At 46.9% G+C, this 18,698-nt stretch carries 10 protein-coding genes; 1 reads left to right on the forward strand and 9 read right to left on the reverse strand.

What is annotated here, in order from left to right; translation table 11 throughout:
- Window positions 1-230 precede the first annotated feature (230 nt).
- The 9 genes from ACR1R9_RS12270 to ACR1R9_RS12310 all read right to left on the reverse strand — a co-directional run bounded on the left by ACR1R9_RS12270 (window position 231) and on the right by ACR1R9_RS12310 (window position 17,137).
- Window positions 231-1,559 (reverse strand): family 43 glycosylhydrolase, encoded by a 1,329-nt coding sequence (locus ACR1R9_RS12270; protein WP_433923584.1) that lies wholly within the window; start codon window positions 1,557-1,559, stop codon window positions 231-233.
- 52 nt (window positions 1,560-1,611) lie between these two features.
- Window positions 1,612-3,291: a carbohydrate-binding protein gene (locus ACR1R9_RS12275; RefSeq protein WP_240342932.1), complete on the reverse strand. Its 1,680-nt coding sequence runs from the start codon at window positions 3,289-3,291 to the stop codon at window positions 1,612-1,614.
- A gap of 45 nt (window positions 3,292-3,336) precedes the next feature.
- Window positions 3,337-4,179: an NAD-dependent epimerase/dehydratase family protein gene (locus ACR1R9_RS12280; RefSeq protein ID WP_433923582.1), complete on the reverse strand. Its 843-nt coding sequence runs from the start codon at window positions 4,177-4,179 to the stop codon at window positions 3,337-3,339.
- A gap of 34 nt (window positions 4,180-4,213) precedes the next feature.
- A complete protein-coding gene (locus tag ACR1R9_RS12285) occupies window positions 4,214-5,437 on the reverse strand; it encodes an enolase C-terminal domain-like protein (protein WP_433923581.1) in 1,224 nt (407 codons plus the stop codon).
- Between the two features lie 45 nt (window positions 5,438-5,482).
- Window positions 5,483-11,038, reverse strand: coding sequence for a glycosyl hydrolase family 28-related protein (locus ACR1R9_RS12290; RefSeq protein WP_433923580.1), 5,556 nt, complete (start codon window positions 11,036-11,038; stop codon window positions 5,483-5,485).
- Window positions 11,039-11,161: 123 nt separating this feature from the next.
- Window positions 11,162-13,921, reverse strand: a complete 2,760-nt coding sequence (locus ACR1R9_RS12295) for an alpha-mannosidase (protein WP_433923579.1) — start codon at window positions 13,919-13,921, stop codon at window positions 11,162-11,164.
- Between the two features lie 40 nt (window positions 13,922-13,961).
- Window positions 13,962-14,780, reverse strand: a complete 819-nt coding sequence (locus ACR1R9_RS12300; protein ID WP_433923578.1) for a carbohydrate ABC transporter permease — start codon at window positions 14,778-14,780, stop codon at window positions 13,962-13,964.
- 12 nt (window positions 14,781-14,792) lie between these two features.
- A complete protein-coding gene (locus tag ACR1R9_RS12305) occupies window positions 14,793-15,686 on the reverse strand; it encodes a carbohydrate ABC transporter permease (protein ID WP_024631712.1) in 894 nt (297 codons plus the stop codon).
- A gap of 71 nt (window positions 15,687-15,757) precedes the next feature.
- Complete coding sequence (locus ACR1R9_RS12310) at window positions 15,758-17,137, reverse strand: ABC transporter substrate-binding protein (protein WP_433923577.1); 1,380 nt, start codon at window positions 17,135-17,137, stop codon at window positions 15,758-15,760.
- A gap of 428 nt (window positions 17,138-17,565) precedes the next feature.
- Here ACR1R9_RS12310 and ACR1R9_RS12315 point away from each other — a divergent pair, with 428 nt between their 5' ends.
- A complete protein-coding gene (locus ACR1R9_RS12315) occupies window positions 17,566-18,660 on the forward strand; it encodes a GntR family transcriptional regulator (RefSeq protein WP_175382805.1) in 1,095 nt (364 codons plus the stop codon).
- Window positions 18,661-18,698 lie beyond the last annotated feature (38 nt).

Genomic DNA, 18,698 nt, shown 5'->3' on the forward strand with positions numbered 1-18,698 from the left:
GCTAACCCTCATAACCGTATGTACAGACATAATCCAGTCTCTTCATCGGGTGTTGAAATCTAGCATAAAGTAAGCAGTTACAAATAGAAATAACATTTCGTTGTCATTTAATTGGCATTTTGTTGGAAAAAAGTGCTTATTTTTTATTAGAACTCACTCGTTCATATTCACAAGAAAAAACCTCAGGAAAACTCTCCTGAGGTTTAAACGTCTATCCCGTTTCTTACGTATTAATCCAACAATGGGGTAACGGTGAGGCTTAAAAGATTGATCTCACCATGTCCACCTGAAATTTGGATTGTGTTAACATTACCCGGCTCCAAAGGAACGGTGACATTGGTGATTCCGCCGAACTCCTGCAAACCGCCAGTGGATAGCGCATTCAGTAAAGAATAGTCCTGGTCATTAATCGTCAGATGCAATTTGGCTAGTTGTTCACCAGTCGCATAATGAAGCTCAATCGATGTTCTTCCGCCTTCGCCTCCATCTATATTCTTAAACAAGGCGTACGCTTCTGAGGATTGAAGATTCCCGACCACGGTTTGACCGGATTGCAATGTCCTGATTTCAGCTCCACCAAAAACCTGACAAGCTGCACCTGCATAAACTTTCTGTTGCCGTGCAGGAACCGGGGCTGGACCAACGGACGTTACACCTTCCCTTGTCTGAACCACAGGTCTGATGGAACCATCTTCATCGAACTCCAGATAGTCGATACATACGCTACGCAGCGTACCTTCTCCAGAGATCGCTTGATTGTGATAAAAAAGATACCATTGCCCTTTGAATTCTACTACAGAGCCATGGGTCGTGGAACAGCCTGTCGGCTCCAAAAAAATGCCTCGGTACGTCCATGGGCCAAGCGGATTCTCGCTTGTTGCGTATCTCATACGGTTGTTGTCTTCCAGATTGTCCGCATAGGTAAGATAATAAAGATTGTTTCTTTTGAACACCCAGGCCGCTTCATGAAAATCCTCAAGTCCTTGCATTTCTGTCATGCCGTTCTCCAGTGACATCATATCTTCATTGAGCTTGCCTCCCAGACAGACACTGCCGCCACCATAGTAGATATAGGCGCTATTGTCATCGTCTACAATTACACACGGGTCAATCAGTGCAAACCCGCCAAGCCCCTCGATATACCCTTGATCCGTAAAGCCATGCGCTGGATAGCTACTGGTGGCAACCCCGATCTTCCAGGAATCATTCCAGTTCGAATCACTTGGATGCGGATAATAGAAGTAATAGGTCCCATTCTTGTATGCACAGTCAGGCGCCCACATGAAGCCGCCCTCCGGTCTGCCCCAGGAAACGTCGTCTGAACGGAGTATTTCCCCTTCGTCCAACCAGTGAACCATATCCTCCGAGGAGAAAACATGATATCTGTCCATGAGATCGCAACCTCTGGCTGGGTCCATATCATGAGATGCGTAAATGTAAATTTTACCGTCGTTCCATACATGGGCCGAAGGATCTGCTGTATATATAGATGTGATTGCTGGATTCATGGATGTCGTCTTTTGGCGTGTGGTTTCGAAGCCAATATCATTAGTAGTCATTTTTAATCCTCCTGAACGTATACGAACTTGTTAAAATCATGCCATTTGGGCTCTATTGATGACTTGTTGGATGGTTTGCCGTCACTGGAATCTGGTTTTTGAACATGCGATTGATATCCCCTGCAAGTCGGAGATAAAAGTCTGAAGATACGGCAACACCGTCGGCATCCAGCGTTAGAAAATATTGATTGGTTGGAATCATGGAGCTGTTCTCTGCCATCTTGGCAATAGCCGTACCTTCATCGTACTCGTCAAACATCGCGATATATCCGGTATTGATACCGATGCTCTTCAGATTGTAGGCCTGCCTCCACATGAAGTCTCCATGCAGACGAGGATTCTCGTTTCTTGGGCCACCAGTCATGTTCGACCAAGCCGAACCCGGCCAGATCACTGGCTGATAGTCAATTCCATTTTGCTGTGTGAAAGCCAGATCAGGTTGAAGCTGATTGGTTTTGAAGCTGTCCGCTTGCTGAATATTGCCGAAGCGGGCAACGGACCAAGGCGAGATCATATCCAACGATTTGTAGACGTTCATAAAATCAGATCGAGAGTCGTTATTTCCCGTTCTCCAATACGTAGGCACGCCACCGATGACATAGATCCCCTGGTTTTTGAACCAACCGATCAAATCGGCCGCCTCTGCTGCCGTACCCGGCCGATCCGTGAAGCCAATACCCCAGATGCAGACAACCATTTTGCCATTCTGCTTCGCATAGGCCGAAGATGATGGCAGGTGCATGTTGTTCACAACATTGGTCGTCCAGTCATGCTTAACTGCCTGTACCCAATTGCTCGCATTCATGCCCGTAATGTCATACATGACATAGAACTTGCGATTATAAGATTCCGCGGCATTTTTAACCTTGACGGCTACGCTGTCCCGGTTGCTTTTCCAGTTGTTAGGTGTGTCACTCTCATCTGCGCCGAACCGTTGCAATGCTGCACCGTCGATATTGTAGGTTTGCATCCACTCAAAATGTTTGTTGACCGTCTCCTGATCGTAAGAGGAGAACAATTTGGCAGGAGAACCATTACCGAGGTTCGCCAAACTAGTCTGATACAGCTTGGAATATTCGCGAAGGTCTGGATACAACTCGAAATTCACGTTGCCATTTGCTGATGGCGCACTGCTATTTTTGGACCAGTGCACCCAGCCACCGTTCGGTGAACCGTCTCCGGCTGCGTTGAACCAGCCTTGATACCCGGCATACAGCTTGCCTACGACATCGCCTCCGCTGCCTGCGGCGGAAGCGCTGAACTTGAACCAGAGTAGATTGAATAAATTGCCGGTTCCGCCCGTGAATTTAAGATAGACTGTGTGTACACCAGTGGCACCACTGATTGACCCGGACTTCGTTTGCCAGGATTGCCACCCGCCCGTAGCTGGAACAGCAACAGTTCCCGCGAGTGTCCCGTTTAGGCTATCCAGACGGACCTCAATCGTACCGCCACTGTTATTACTGGCTACTCTCACGTCGATTGAATTGGCACCGCTACCAAAATCCACATTGTTGAATACAATGTAATCGCCGTTGTCGATAAATGCGACATTTTGCCCTCCCTCGCTGGAACTTTCCAGTTGGACTCCGGATTGACTGTTATAACTGGAAGCCTGCGTTTGATTAAACGCGGAAGCTGCCGATACGATGGAAGGTGATATAGACAAACACAACGTAAGAATCAATAATGCCGCACTTGCAAAAGCCAAAACCTTCTTGTTTTTTTGCATGAAATTTAGCATATTATCCCCCTATTCATTTTAGTTGCGTATAAGCTACTCCTGTTCTTCATCCGCCCACGAATGCTTCGGGCCCCAGGACAGAAGCTCTTTCACCATTCCATTACTAACAATGGCTTGTCGACTAGAGAAAGGTGTCCGTAGATCTTTTACATTAGGATAAAAGGTGGCGAGCAATTCTGTCGTTTGCCGATCACTTAACGTATCATTAGCGGTAACATTAACGTGAACAGCCCCATCATAATCGGCGTGCAGAGCAGCCAAACAAGCATCCACGGCATCCCTGATATCAATGTAGCTCCACAATATGTGCTTGAACGTTTCCGCCTTCGCAATAGCCAAATGTCTGTACTCTCCTGGTCCGACAATCATTGAAAAACGGAGGGAAATCACCTGTATCCCACTTCTCCGATGAAACATCTCTGCAGTGACCTCATTAACGATCTTGGACAGGCCGTAACATTCCTGCGGCTGTTGCGGATGCTGTTCATCCACCGGGAAATAATCGGGAGCGAAGGGTTTATTGGCCCAGGCAAATCCGTAGGATGATTCACTGGAGCCCATGATCACCTTTTTTATACCGAGCAAAGAGGCTGCTTCCAGCACATGGTATCCGGAAAGTGTATTATTAGCGAAAATGTAGCTGTGAGGGTAGTGAAGCGGCGCAGGAATTGCGGCCAGATGGATGATCGCATCCACTCCGGCAAGTGCTCCCACGACTTGACCATAATCGTTCAGATCGACAATAATCTGTCTGCAACGCACCCGGTCAGACAGGTGTTTATCCAGCGATACGACATCATGACCTTGTAATTGCAGCTTCTCAATGACCTGTGAACCCAGCTTTCCGCCTCCGCCTGTAACTGCAATCGTCTTCATTCCTATATCTCTCCTGTCTGTTCTTGTCACTTCGTTAGGGTCGCACCAATGTCCCATCCGCTTTGCGGTCTAGAGGATACGGCCGATGATATTTGTTGTGATCCCATGAGTCACTTAGTAATGATCTGGCCTTCACTTCATCCAGTTCAATGCCCAGTCCCGGTTTGTTGGAAGGATATAGATATCCGCCCTCTCTGACGATATGTCCCGGGAATGCCTGCAACTCATGAGGTTTAAAATGATTGATTTCCTGGATACCAAAGTTCCACAGGGCCATATCCAGATGGACAGCAGCTGCCTGGTTAACAGGATCATTCTCCCCACCCTCCTGCCAGGCTGTTCGTACTCCGTAGGCTTCGCCAAGTGCAGCGATCTTGCGACAAGCACTGATTCCGCCTGCTTTCGATACCCGAACTCTGATAAAATCGATCAACTTCTCTTGAATCAGACCAGTCCACTCCTGAGGATTAACAAATAATTCTCCCACGGCCTGCGGCGTAGCACTCTGTTGACGCAGCTGTCGATACCAACCGATCTGTTCCGGAGCAAGTGCATCTTCCAGAAAGAAAATATGATAAGGTTCCAGCCGCTTCGACAGCTGAATGGCATGAATGGGGGACAAATGCTCATGCACATCATGGGTAAACTGAATCCCATTACCAAATTCCAGGCGCAACTTCTCGAACATGTCAGGGATCGCATGCAGATACGCATGTTCATCGAATACAGGACCGCTGCTCCAGGGCTCGCGCGGCAAATTCGCGTCCTTGCCGCTAACAAATCCCCCGCCACCGTAACCTCCCATCTGCACTCGAATGACCGTGTATCCTTCTTCCATAAAACGAGATACATCCTCTTTCAGCTCGCTGATATCAGCACCACCGGCATGGCCGTAACAGGGAACTGCCGAACGGCAGGCCCCTCCTAACAATTGATATACCGGTAGATTCGCTTCCTTGCCCTTGATATCCCACAGGGCCATGTCAATTCCACCAATGGCCGTATGAAGTATTGCCCCATTTCTCCAATATCCGCTCATATGCATGAGATGCCACAAATCTTCAATCTGGGATGCATCCCTCCCTATGAGCAATGGTCCCAGCAGTTGCTCGATGACCTGTACCACCGCTTCGGGATTATAAAGATCGGAAGCAGAACCCAATCCGTAAAGACCATCCTGATCCGTCGAAATCTTCACAATGGTCCAGCTTCCGTCGTGCCTTGTACGTATGCATTCTATCCGTGTAATTTTAGCCATGTGTTCACTCTCCTCATCTGCTCCATTTCAATCCTATCGGAAGATTTAAGGCAAACGGTTGTATAAACGATACAGCAGCACTGCGGTCTCAGCACGTGTCATTGTATCTTCCGGATGGAAGCTGCCATTGCTTCCTTCCATTATTGTTGATTTGGTTAATGAATCAATGGCATCGCGGGCATATGCCTTAATCAAATGAGTATCTTTATAGTCATTCAGACCGGATTCACCTTCAGGAGGAGGCTGCATCCCGATAACTTGCATAGCTCGGTAGATCATAACCGCTGCTTCTTCCCGGGTAATTGGAGACGCTGGCGAGAATCGATCCGCGCCTGCCCCTTGAATGATGCCCAGCGTTCTTGCGGTATTCACGGACTGTTCGTAATAAACATGCTCAGGTACATCCGCGAAGCGTTCCACCTTGGTTCCCTGATCTGGTTGTAATTCTAAGGCATTGATAAGCAGAGTTACGAAATCCGCTCGGCGGATCATGGATTGAGGCTGATATTCTGCCTTTGTCATTCCACGAATAACCCCTTTGGACACTAGAACTTCGATGGCATGGCGGGCCCATGATAGTTGCTGTATATCCTGGAATGTTCGATTATCCTGAGTGATTGCATAAACTCCGTTTTGTCGTGTCTTGAAAATCATTTGTTCCGATTTTTTATTGAACTTCCCATTTGGAATGGAGATCATTTGCCCGTCATCCGCGATACGTTGTACTGCGAGTTTTTCCGGGTCCAGCAGTTCAGTTACATTAGGCTGATAGGGTAAACTTACTGTGATTGGCGTAATGGAATTTTGCCATGCAACGGATTTTCCATCCGATATCACAGATAATGAAATCGCAGGCCGCTCTCCTAAGTCTGATTTCATCTTGGCACTCCAAGTGCTTCGATCAGCCTTACTTAATACCAAGTTAATACGCTCTCCAATCGTTCCTTTGGTATTGGCCAGCAAATTGCTCGGAACCAGCAGCACTCCCCATGCTGTTCGAATCTCCAACCAATGGGTAGATGGTACTTCCTGCAAAAAGCTGGATGGAAGTGTCAGAGCATACCCTTCAGCATCATCTACGGATTCGATATCTACAATCAGCTTCTTTTTCCTGTCCTGATCAGGGGTGATGCGGTTGAATGCATCCTCCATCATCTTGTTGGTGAGCTCGGCTGTTGCCAATGCAGCAGCCTTATCCAGCTTGGGCTGAAGCTGCATTGTAGCACCAGGAGCGGCGGGTGTTGGTTCATTCTTCCCTCCAGTCGTAGGGCCCCCTCCAGCACCTGGCTGCGAACCAGAACCCGAGCCTGGCTGTGGATTGGGTCCCCCGGGATTCGGATTGGAACCTGATGTAAGAACAGCGAGTCTCACGAGTAATGAGGACTTTAACGTGCCGCCTGGTAGCAGAGTGACGAAGTTGGCTGCTGTATCTATAGAGGTAACATCTTTCTTTTGCTCCGCAGTACGAACACTCGCCTCGGCCGATTGCTCCAACAATGTCACATAATCACCCGTAAGCAGGTACAAGTTTCCGAATAATCGTGCATCTTTACTTGTACCGATCCCTCCATTAAATTCCATAAAGCCTGATCGTCCTTCGCCATCGTTTTCGTTGACAAGCAATGCAAAACCGATAGGTTTGTCAGGTTGGAATGAATATCCTTCCTGATGAAGTGCTGCAAAAGGCAGCGTAATTTGATAATGAGTAATATGAGTCGTCTCGTCCCGGGTAATGTTTGCTGATGCGGATTCCAATAATCCTGGTGCAACCCCTTCCGGAGCTCGCCATCTCCATTTCGTGATGACACCTTCCTGATTCAGTGCAAAACCAAGCTCATTCACCTGTTTGCTGGCCGCACCATCCTCTTTACCAAGGTCAATACCGAGCTGTAAACTGTCTCCTTGCCATATATCGCCATTGGTATTGGATTGATGGTGAATATCGTCTTTGACGTCCACCTTGAGAACCAAATTTTCCGCATCCCAACTTGCTTTAGCTTGAATGCTGAGGTCATTCGGACCTCCCCAGCTTCCACCGACACTGTTGTAATGCTCCGGACTGGAAACCTCAATGAATGGCAGCGTTCCAACAGCATCTTTTTGTGCCGCAAAGGATTGTGACAGTTTGACTGAAGTCTCATAACGGAATCCGTTTTCAAGCGTTACTCTGAATTTGAGCAAGTCACTTGATATATAGGGAAGCGCCACATCCTTGCTTTTCCCAATGCCCAGCCCCTCAAATCGTACTGGCTTAAACATCGCCTGATACACACTCGGTTCAATCAGTTCGATCTGCCCTTTAAGCAAAGCCTCACCTGCAACATTAGTCAAAGTCAGCGTGCTTCCGGGATCACCTGGTCTGGATGGATCATACCCAAGCTGGTTCAGTTTGAGTGCCAAAGGAAACAGATTGGTACCCGTCACTTTTCCAGGAGGGGCTTCATTCTCAATCTGAAAACCGCCATTAAACAGGTTGTTGGATATCACCATCTTCTCTACGTTTGGACCTGCAACCACATGATTCGTACGTGGCTGTTGAAAATAGGAATTGTAGAGGGTAATATCACCACCGATTGCATTAATGCCGATTTCACCAACGTTTGTGAAGTTTCCCTGTTGTATGCGGATATCTCCTCCGTGAATATCAAAAGATCTTGTTGTGTCTCCCCACATGGACGTATTGAAGAACACCGCTTTGGAACCAAAATCTGGCCCAACCTCCACGTATACCTTGTCTGTTGTACTCATGGAAACAAGCTCTGTATTGATAAACGAAAGACCAGCTGTTCCCGCATGTTGTAATACGGCTCCCTTTTTACTGCCATCCGTGCCATGACCAATAACGATAGCTTCGGGCCCTCTTCCATTCTGTTCTTCAAAATGAATACCGTACTTTGATCCGTATACAAATGTATTAAAAATAACCTGATTGGTAACATCCCCTATACGGAAGGCGTCCAGATTCTCTTTTTGATAATTCCAAATTTGATTAAATTCTTCATCATTCGATGGATGATTTGGATAATTGTTCCGACCATAATAATGCGGATTGAACTGCACATTCCGCATGTATCCTCCGTCTGACCCGCCACCAAGATATATGCCTTCCTTGAGCGGAGATCCCGCTACATAATCGATATAATGACCACTTGTATCATGGGTGCCGAAGTCGACAGCCTGATAAGGGTTAACCAAGGTTGTATCGATCAGGTATACGTTTTTCCCTTGACCTTGCACAGTCCAGGCATAAGGCTTCACCGGATTGGCATCAGACCATGTTTGTTGATCGTAATAGACGGATAATCCGCGTAATCCAGCTGCTTGCTTCAGCTGAATGAAGGCATCGGCATCCGGGTCGTTTTCTCCATAGTTCGTAAAAATAACGGTTCCATTCCCGATCGTATGATGAGGTACATCATAATTGCCCCGCAGTTCTACGGCAGTCGGGACCACCAAAGCCTGTTCGACGCGGTATATGCCAGCCGGCATATAGACCGTTCCTCCACCTGCTGCTTCGGCATCATTCAATGCCTGTTGAATGGCTTGGGATGAATCCGTATTCCCTGTGTTATCAGCCAAATAGGGCTGGCTCACTACGTTAAACAATTCGCGAGTACCCGGCTTGGGCTGCACAGCAATATCTACTGAAGGAACATTAGGGATCGTTTCCAACACCAAATTTTCTTCCTTATGGATGTTCAGTTCCGCCGAGGTACTTTCATCGTTCACTGCAAGGTTGCCTTCGTATCCGGAATGTATGGCATTGATTGTTGCCACATCTCCCTGAAGAAGCAGGTGCCGATCCGGCTTGGCGAAGGTAGAACTACCCAGTATAAGCGAACCACTCTTCGCAACTATGGCATAATCTCCGCTTCCTTCACCCCAATTCTCGAAAGAGCTACTCTCAAAGGACAACGTTCCACGCCCTTCATTCACCACCGCATGTTTGGGCTCCCCGCCCACCGTTACGCTGTTAAACTGGGCAATGGAGTGAAAACCTTCCGTTGCATAAATGGCAACAGGATTCGGACCAGCACTCGCTTCGAATTGGCTATCTGTCACCAGCAATCCATAATCATTGACGCCTTCAATCTTCAGCGCAACGTTGCAGTCGTCAATCTGAATCTTGTACAGCTGCGCATTGGCTGTTTCTAGGCTTCCTGTTCTTGTCGTGATTCGTATGCCTGTCTTATAACCCGAGATATGAATATTCGACATATACTCCCAGTCCGAGCGCCCCATTACGATACCTTCTGATTGCTGTATCATATATTCACGCAATTGAGATTGCTCAGGTGCTCCTGGCAAACCAGAGTTCGCCCATACATTCGGGGACAGGTGAAGCTCTTCCAGTCTCCCGATGTCTGTTGTGAAATCCAGAAAGATACCGGTTTTCAGTGTGGTGCCGTATACATCCTTCACATAATGAAGTTCGTTCCATTCCGGGCCAATCTTGATCCCCTGGTACGCATTGACGAGTGTTACATTTTTCACCGTAGCACTGTCACCTGGAAGCTGTTCCATCGTCCATGGATAGGCCACCGGGTTATTCATATTCTGTTCGGGATACCAGATCGACACATGTGTTACCCCACTGGAAGGCTCCATCTTTATGAAGCTGTTCCCGTTAGCTTGACCTTTGCCGCCATATACAGCAAGGATTGTGCCTTTGACTAACCCGCCATGCTCGTCGGGGTTCCCCCAATCTCCGCGAAGTGTAACGCCTGTTGGAATAACCAGCTCTCCGGTTAATTTATAGGTTCCGGATGGTACGAACACAACTCCGCCGCCTTGATTTCCGGCTATTGCCAGCGCTTCTTTGAAAGCTTGAGTATCGTCCGAGACACCGTCCCCTATTGCTCCATAATCGGTTACGCTCCGATCTGCAATGACGATATCTGATGTAGGGAATTCCGTATCATAAACCTTCGCCTGAGTACCTCCCTGTTGCTGAGGCTGCTTATGGACAGTTACTTTCGCCAGATGAAGTTCCGGATTGTTGGCTGGTGCCCCTGCACCGCTAACCCCGATTCGGAAATCCGCATCATGGGTGCGGTTACCGAAATTGGCATCACTGAGCTTGAAGGTATGTGTCTTCCAGGTTCCCGTATTTTCATACCGGAACAAAGGAGCATCCTTGAAATTGGATTGCTTCGAATCGTATTGCAGAGACATCGCTCCGCTATCGCTATCGTAATATTCAACAGTGACGAACACGTCCTGATCGGTATTTTCAAACAAATATTCATCCGCAACATTAAAGTAAAAATACAGGATGTTATCGGCCGGATTTGTGGGATTCACCGTCTGATTGGTTTTCCAATACTCCTTGCCGTCAGATATCCCCACTTGAAGCCCTGCTGAAGGTCCATCGCCGGGACGAGCCGTTATGCCCTGCTGCACAGGAGTTTCCCCCAACGTAATACTTACCGAGTCAGGTGACACATCATTTAGATGGACGTCTCCCTGTTCAGTAATATCTCCCCCCTCTGCTGCCGCGTGTGTGGTCGCTGGTGTGATGTATAGCCCTGAACATAACATGACAATAGTCAACATAACTGAAATGGTACACCTGGCACCTAACCATAATCGTTTGTTCACAATCGTACCTCCCATTAACTTGATCATGTAATCAAGCTGCACGAAAACAGGGTTGTCGTATGTGGAACATGATGCATCCGTTTTCAATCCGCAGCAGTGGAGAGAACTCCAAGACTGAATTGTTTATATCAAACGTATTGTGGGTTGAATGCCGATCGTCTGAATTTTTGCCGGTCCCACATTCAAAGCATAACTTCCCTCATCCGCTACCTTCATGGCTTCACCTTGATCTTCAACAATTGTACTTTCGTACACTTCCTTAGCCTCAAACGAAGGCGTTACTTTCAGTGAAGTCGTCTCCGATGATACATTGAACACCCTGAACAGCATATCATCATTTGCCTCGCCCCTTTTAAGCGCACTAAAAGCGAGATGATCACCCTCCCATTGCAAAAACTCGTGGGTAGTGGGTAACGTTCCACCATGTACCCCTGTCTGTTGAACGGTCCAGGGAACCGGGAACTGGTACGCCTGCACATAAGCCTCGGACTCAATAACATCCAAATCATGTGAAATGAGCTCCATTTCCATAATGTGCTGTCCGAGACATTGTGCTTCAGGCGTTGCAAATACTCCCCAATCCCCAAGCTCACGTACCCCACGCAGCAGTGTCACAGCAATAGTATTCTGATTAGCCAATACTTCGTACTCATTAAGACCTTTATTCGCAATCGTTAGCCCTTCACGACCATTGCTGATACTGACAAATGCATTTTGATGCTGCGCATTGCTGGGATTTCTCCATTCCGCTTCCGGCTGTATCGGGCGCTTTGCCAGTTCGTAAATAGAGTCAACGGTAACATGACTTGCTTCGAGTCCCGTTTGGAACAACATGCGAATTCGATGATCCTGAACCGTGTTATCGATATAACTTTTAATGCCAACCGAACGACCCGTTTTTTCAAGGATCAGCTCTGTACGAATGCTCACCTCCCTAGTTTCATCCAACCGCCGGGATTTCCGGTAACGAAATGGAACCATGGAGCGGATCTCTTCATCCAGCAGTTCATCTGCGCCTACCGGGAGCTTCCAGATATGCACGATCTCATAAACGGCTTTCAGTGGTGTATGATGTACCAGCTTAATCTGGGCAGGCAGTCCCTGCGTAGTCAACTGAGCTTCCTGATCCGGTTGCCTGTACATATACTCATTTCCGATATCCCCCGTATCCTCATAAATGCCAAGCCCTGTATAATTACGACCGTTCACTTTATCCAACATGGTAAACGACCCATCCCCCGCAATCTCGATCCGCACATAATCGTTCTCCATCACTTGCTCTTCTGTAACAAGTTCAGTGGTAGTCAGTTCGCTAAGCGCATTCTCTCCAGAAACACTCTTAGGCACAAGAGCAAAACTATGATATCCAAAACCAGGGATGTTCTGGACATGAAGCTCTACATCCACTTGATATGCCCAGTAAGGTTGACGGAATCGATCATCCGGCAAATCATATCCAAATGTCGGTCCAATGGGTGTGATTACGGCTTCCACTTGCTTGCCTTCCGCGTCCAATACAACCCAATCGTTCGAGTCAAAGGCTTCATATTCACGCTTAAACTCCTGATACTTTTCATGCGGAGGCCGGTGGTCAAAGTAACGTCTCTCAATGTCCATCCTAGTTACAATCACATTGGATCGTCGATGTCCCGAAGTGTTAAACACTACAAAAGGCAACGCACAATCTGCGTCAAAGCCAGATGTATCCACGGATTCGGCTATTGTACGAGCACTCTGAACTGATATGGCTTCAGCCACTTCTTGCGATTTGGCAAATCGGGTCATCATTTCCCTATGGACCTCGTCAACACTGCACCCACAGATGCTGTCATGAGGATGATTCTTCAGTAACGTCTTCCAGGCATATAACAGCTCATGCCGTGGATAAATGCCTGTGGACAGAGAGGCCATGACTGCCAGCGGCTCAGCCACTTTCTCCAGTAACGTCTGACTTTTTACATTTTGCTGTTTGATATACACCCTTGCTGAAGCCGTATTTACAAGTGTGATCCAGCCGTCGGTCCATTGGCTTCGAAGTTCACCGCGAATGACGTCCAATGATTGGGGTTTCGCTTTTTGCAGAGCCTGAATGTAATCGGGAAAGCTGGAGTGACGAAACGCCACATCTGGCATAATCTCGGTAGCCGTCTGTAACGCTTGTGTCAGATCTTTCTGAAGCGGCTGATGATCACATCCGTTCATGAACAGGAGTTCCGAACTTGAAGCAAACTCTTCTGCTGCAGCCAGTTTTTCGGCCCAGTAAACTTTCGCCTTCTCTGGTTCCACCGGAATTTCCATGCCATTGTTGTACCAATTGGCGAACAGGATCGCCAGTACACGAGTACCATCGGGAGATTCCCAATACATCTCCGAGTATTTGGAGGTATGTTCATTGCCAGACTGAATTTCGTTATTGAATCCAACTGGCTTCACTCCACGTCCATATACAGCTACCTCAATGCCTGCCTGGCTAATGAGCTGTGGTGCCTGACCCATATTGCCGAAGGAATCCGGGAAATATCCGATTCTCGCATATCCTCCCATTTGTTCTGAGGCTTGAATACCAATTAACAGGTTACGTGCGTTGGCTTCACTGCTGACGAGAAATTCATCTTGAAGGATGTACCATGGACCGACAATCAGCTTGCCCTCTTCAATTAACTTGCGGACCTGGTTCGACCTATGCGGCATGATTTCCAGGTAATCTTCCAGTACAATAAACTGCCCATCCAGATGGAAATTGGTAAATTCCGAGTCATTTTCAAACGTCTCGATTAAATCCTCCATGAGCTGAACGAGCAACATTCGGTGCTTCTCGAAGGATAAATACCACTCCCTGTCCCAGTGAGAATGTGCGACAATATGCGCGGTTTTTGTAGTCATTCATTTCATCCCAATCTTGTATGATTTAGTTGTTGTGTATTTACATTTTTACTGAACCTACCGTCATGCCCTTGACATACATCTTCTGCATGAACGGGAAGGCAAGCAGGATTGGAATGACCGTAATCAAAGCCCCTGCCATGAGTTCATTCCATTTCTTGAATGAAGATGAATCCAGATACATGAGTCCCATCGGTAACGTAAACATATCCCGGCTATCCACGATGATCATCGGCCACAAAATATTGTTCCAGCTTCCGATAAAGTTCAGAATCGCAATGGTTCCGATAGCTGGCAACGCTAATGGCAGATAGATTCTGTAGTAGATTTTGAAATTGTTGCATCCATCCAGTACTGCGCTCTCGTATAACTCATGTGAGATTGTGCGGAAGTAACTGGTGAATAGGAAAATGGCGAAGGGTGCAGCACCATTAATCATGGGCAGAATCATGCCAATATACGTGTTTTGCAGCCCGAGATTGGTCATGTTGATATAAAGCGGAATCAATGTGGTTACACCTGGAACGAGTAGCAAGGCAATAAACGTGTAATAGATGAATTTTTTGCCCCGATAGACAAATTTGGCAAACGAATAGGCCATCATGGTATAGATGAGAATAACGCCTATAATCACGACTGCACTTACGATCACGCTGTTGATGAAAAACTGATAGAAGTTCAATTTGTTCCATACGTCACCAAATGTGGACCACATCGGTGCAGCTTGTGGAAACGGACTCTGTGGATTGGCTAGTGCATCCTGTGATGACTTCAGCGAAGTGCCGATCATCCAGACAAAAGGATACAGGCAGGTCAATCCGTACAAGATTAGAATGATATGCTTAATATATTTGACCATGTGCTCCTCCTTTTAGATGTCTGCCTTGAATGAGCGAATACTGAATATGGCAATGGCACCTGTAATCAGAAATGATACCCAGCCGATAGCGCTGGCCAGACCATAATCATTGTTTAGAAAAGCTGTACGGTACACGAGCGTACCAATAACCTCCGAACTGCCAGCCGGTCCGCCGCCTGTCATGATGAACACATTCTCAAAGGCCTGAAAGGCTCCGTTCACCATCTGAATGACGGCAATAAGCGTGATTGGCTTCAGTAACGGCCAGGTAATTTTCAATATCATGGTTGTTTTCTTGGCACCATCCACACTTGCTGCTTCATATAGTGTCGGATCAATGGAAGTCAGACCAGCGTAGTACAGAATCAGCGTTCCAGGCAGACCGCCCCATATTGATGTCAAAATAATACCGAGTAAAGAAGTAGACGAACTCCCCAGCATTCCACCAGGTACAGCAAGGAAATCCAAGCCCATCCATAAGAAGAGTGAGTTGAATGCTCCACTAGGTTCAAACAAACCTTTCCATACATAAAAGATAGCTACGCCAGATGCGATCATCGGCAGAAAATAAATCGTCCGGTACCACGTTGCTGCCTTCGTATTTTGCAGCACAAATGCCAGCACAAGTGCGATTGGGACGACGACCACAACCTGTGAAACGGCAATAATCAGATTGTGCAGAACGGCATTATAGAAATTTCGGGTTACAATCGGATCATCACCGAGCAGGAACTGACGAAAATTCGCTAGACCTTCAAACCTTGCGGTGGAAAAATCGATCCCGGACCAGTTATAAAAACTGAGCATGATCGAGAATCCGACCGAATACACGCCGATGGCTAGAAACAAAAGCACACCAGGTAGTAAAAAGAGATACGGCATCCACTTATTTCGACTTTTTATCATGATCAATCACCTTTTGCTCTCAATTTGGCAATCGACAGCCCCTTACGGGGCTTGCCAATTGCTTTGGTGTTCTAGTTCCCGCTCGCTTTCAGACTTTCCATGGTGTCGTCGAACTTCTTGGCGACTTGTTCAGCAGTCATCTTTTTCTCGATCATGGATTGCATGGACTGGGCATACACTTCCCACTCTTTGTGCTTGCCACGATACGTATTGATTGCTGGTGAGGCTTGACTGTAAGGACCAGGTTCGGCAGCGAATGCATCTGAAATTGATTTCAGGTTCGGGTCCAGATCATTTGCACGATCGCCCAGATTCAGCGCAGGTACTGTATACGCCGCATTAGCAAAAGCAACAGCAGCATCCGGATCACCGGTGAGGAATTTAATGAAATCGAGCGCTTCAGCCTTGTTCTGCGAATCTTTATTTACTGACAACATCGTTAACGTGAATGGATCAGTCGTCCAGCTGTTAATTTTAGATCCTTCAAGCGGAGGTACCGGGAAGGTGAAAATATCGTCAGGACTCATTCCCATAGCCAGTAGGGTAGACATTGTGAACGAACCACCGAGATCGAAAGCGGCTTTGCCAGCAGCAAACGCCTGGTCTGCTCCATCAATATCCGTTGACAAAATTCCCGGCATAAGCAGATCTTTGTTTGCCAGTGTCTCCATGGCTTTCACTACCGGCAGATTTGAAGGGTCGCTTAGTTTGGACTTTCTTTCGAGCAGATCAATATAACCTTGAGGTTCGTTCAGCATGATGGACAGTGCCGAACCGGCCCAGTTTTCCCACAGATCGGGCAACTTGGCACCAAACACAAGCCCAGGAGTACCTGTTTTCTCTTTGACAGTCTCCATCATGGTGACGAATTCTTCCCACGTTTTGGGCGCTTCGGCTGTCAACCCTGCTTCTTCGATCAGCTTCTTGTTACCATAGAAAGTAAAGAATCCTCCGATATCAAGCGGCAGTCCGTAGAACTGGCCAGTCTTCAGTGACTTTTGAATTGTGGTGGCATTCTTATCTTCTTTCCAAGAGTCAACCTGACTCTGTGTAACGATGATCGGGTCCATTGCAGCACTGTAGTAGCTGTTCAACAGATCATCACTCACTTCACCAGACAGCTCGAGCACCGAGTTCTCTATGGAATCCCCTGCCGTTGCCCACCAGTTCACGATATCCGGCAAATTTTTGGAGTTGGCTGCCGCCTGGAATTTTTGGCGATACGTATCATCTGGTGTAAAGGTCTCGAGTTTGACTTTGATTCCTGTTTTCTCTTCATACAATTTCGCAGCTGCTTCAATCCCTGGCGTGTAAGCAACCTTCCACGTCCACATCGTCAGCTCTTTACTCGCTTTGGGTTCCGTCCCCCCGGACTGCGTATCACCGCAAGCGCTTACAATGAGTGAGAAAACAGTTAACAAAGTAACGATCATGCCTGCTCTTTTTTTCATCCCGCAACCACCCTTATCTTTAATTTTGGATCGTTTCTGGCTTAATGAATATTCCACGACAACAAATTGGCGTTAAAAACCGCTGCACCCCCTTTTTAAATTAAAGAACACTTGATAAAAAATTCGAAGCATAGATAAGATTGGGAAGGCTCGTTGGAAACGCTTTATCCAACAAACTTTAAAAACAATATAAACAACATACTTTTACTTGTAAATGTTTATTTTTAGATACAACTTAACAAAGTGTATTCCTAATAAATTGTTTATTCATAAGGTTTTTTTATTATATTTGTTCGTAATTTCATTCTTCTTGTCTTACTCACTTGTTATTGATTTTTAGCACTTGTATATGTTGTATTAATATAATATATTTAGAACGAACTAATAGTGAATGGAGATAAAATGCGATGGTTAGAACCTTCAAGCCAATGTACAAGAAAATCGAAACATATATCATTGACCAGATTCGAAGCGGAAATTGGAAACCAGGCAGCCGAATTCCTTCCGAAAATGAACTGGCTGAGCAATTCAGTGTGAGCCGTATCACAGTGAAAAATGCCCTCACTGCTTTGGTCGATAAAGGAGTTGTCTACCGACTTCAAGGCAAAGGCACCTTTGTTAACGATCACAGCCCCGAGGAGATTCATAACATCACATCAGCGGTAAAAGAGCAGCTCATAGCACCAACGATCGGGTTCCTTCTCCCCCGTCTCGACAATCGCTTCACCGCCAATCTGCTGAGCGGAATTGAGGACACCCTTTCAGAGAATGGCTATCAATTGTTATTTGCCAAGACGAATGATTCACAAGAGACGGAGATTCTCAAAATTCAGGAAATGAAACAGGCAGGCGTTAGAGGACTAATTATCTATCCCGTTGAGGGTGAACACTATAACAATGAGATTCTTGCGCTTACGCTAAATCGCTTCCCCCTAGTCCTTTTGGACCGCAATCTAAAAGGGGTGGAGACCAACTCCATCAGCTCAGACAACCATGAGGCAGCTATTCAGGCAGTTAAGCATCTTCATGAGCTTGGGCACAGTCGAATTGGCTTTATTTCCACTCTTGCAGAGGGGACATCAAGTATTGAGGACAGATTGCATGGGTATGAGAAAGCCTTGGAGGACCGTCATATTCTGATTGATCGCAGTATACAGATGACACGTCTGGCCATGAGTGACAGCGATGAAGAGGTTATCATGATGATTCAGAAGTTTTTACAGGCAAATCCACAGATGACGGCCCTTCTGTCTTCCAATTTCAGCCCTCATGTTATTCAAGCGGCGATGCAGATGGGGATCTCTGTACCGGAAGATTTATCCGTTGTGTTCTTCGATGATGTCGAATTTCCGGAGTTCTGTACCATCCCGCCCACGGCTGTTGTTCAGCAGGAACTTGAACTCGGACGAGAAGCGGGCAGAGTTATCCTGAAACAAGTGGAGAATCCAAGCAGTGAGTATCTTCAGGTTAAGTTACCCACGATGCTTATTCCCAGACAGTCAACAGCAAAGGCGAAATCATAGCTACCGTTACTTGGTATTTAACAGGATACCACTACTGA

The organism is Paenibacillus taichungensis, assembly GCF_050994985.1.
Lineage (GTDB): Bacteria > Bacillota > Bacilli > Paenibacillales > Paenibacillaceae > Paenibacillus > Paenibacillus taichungensis.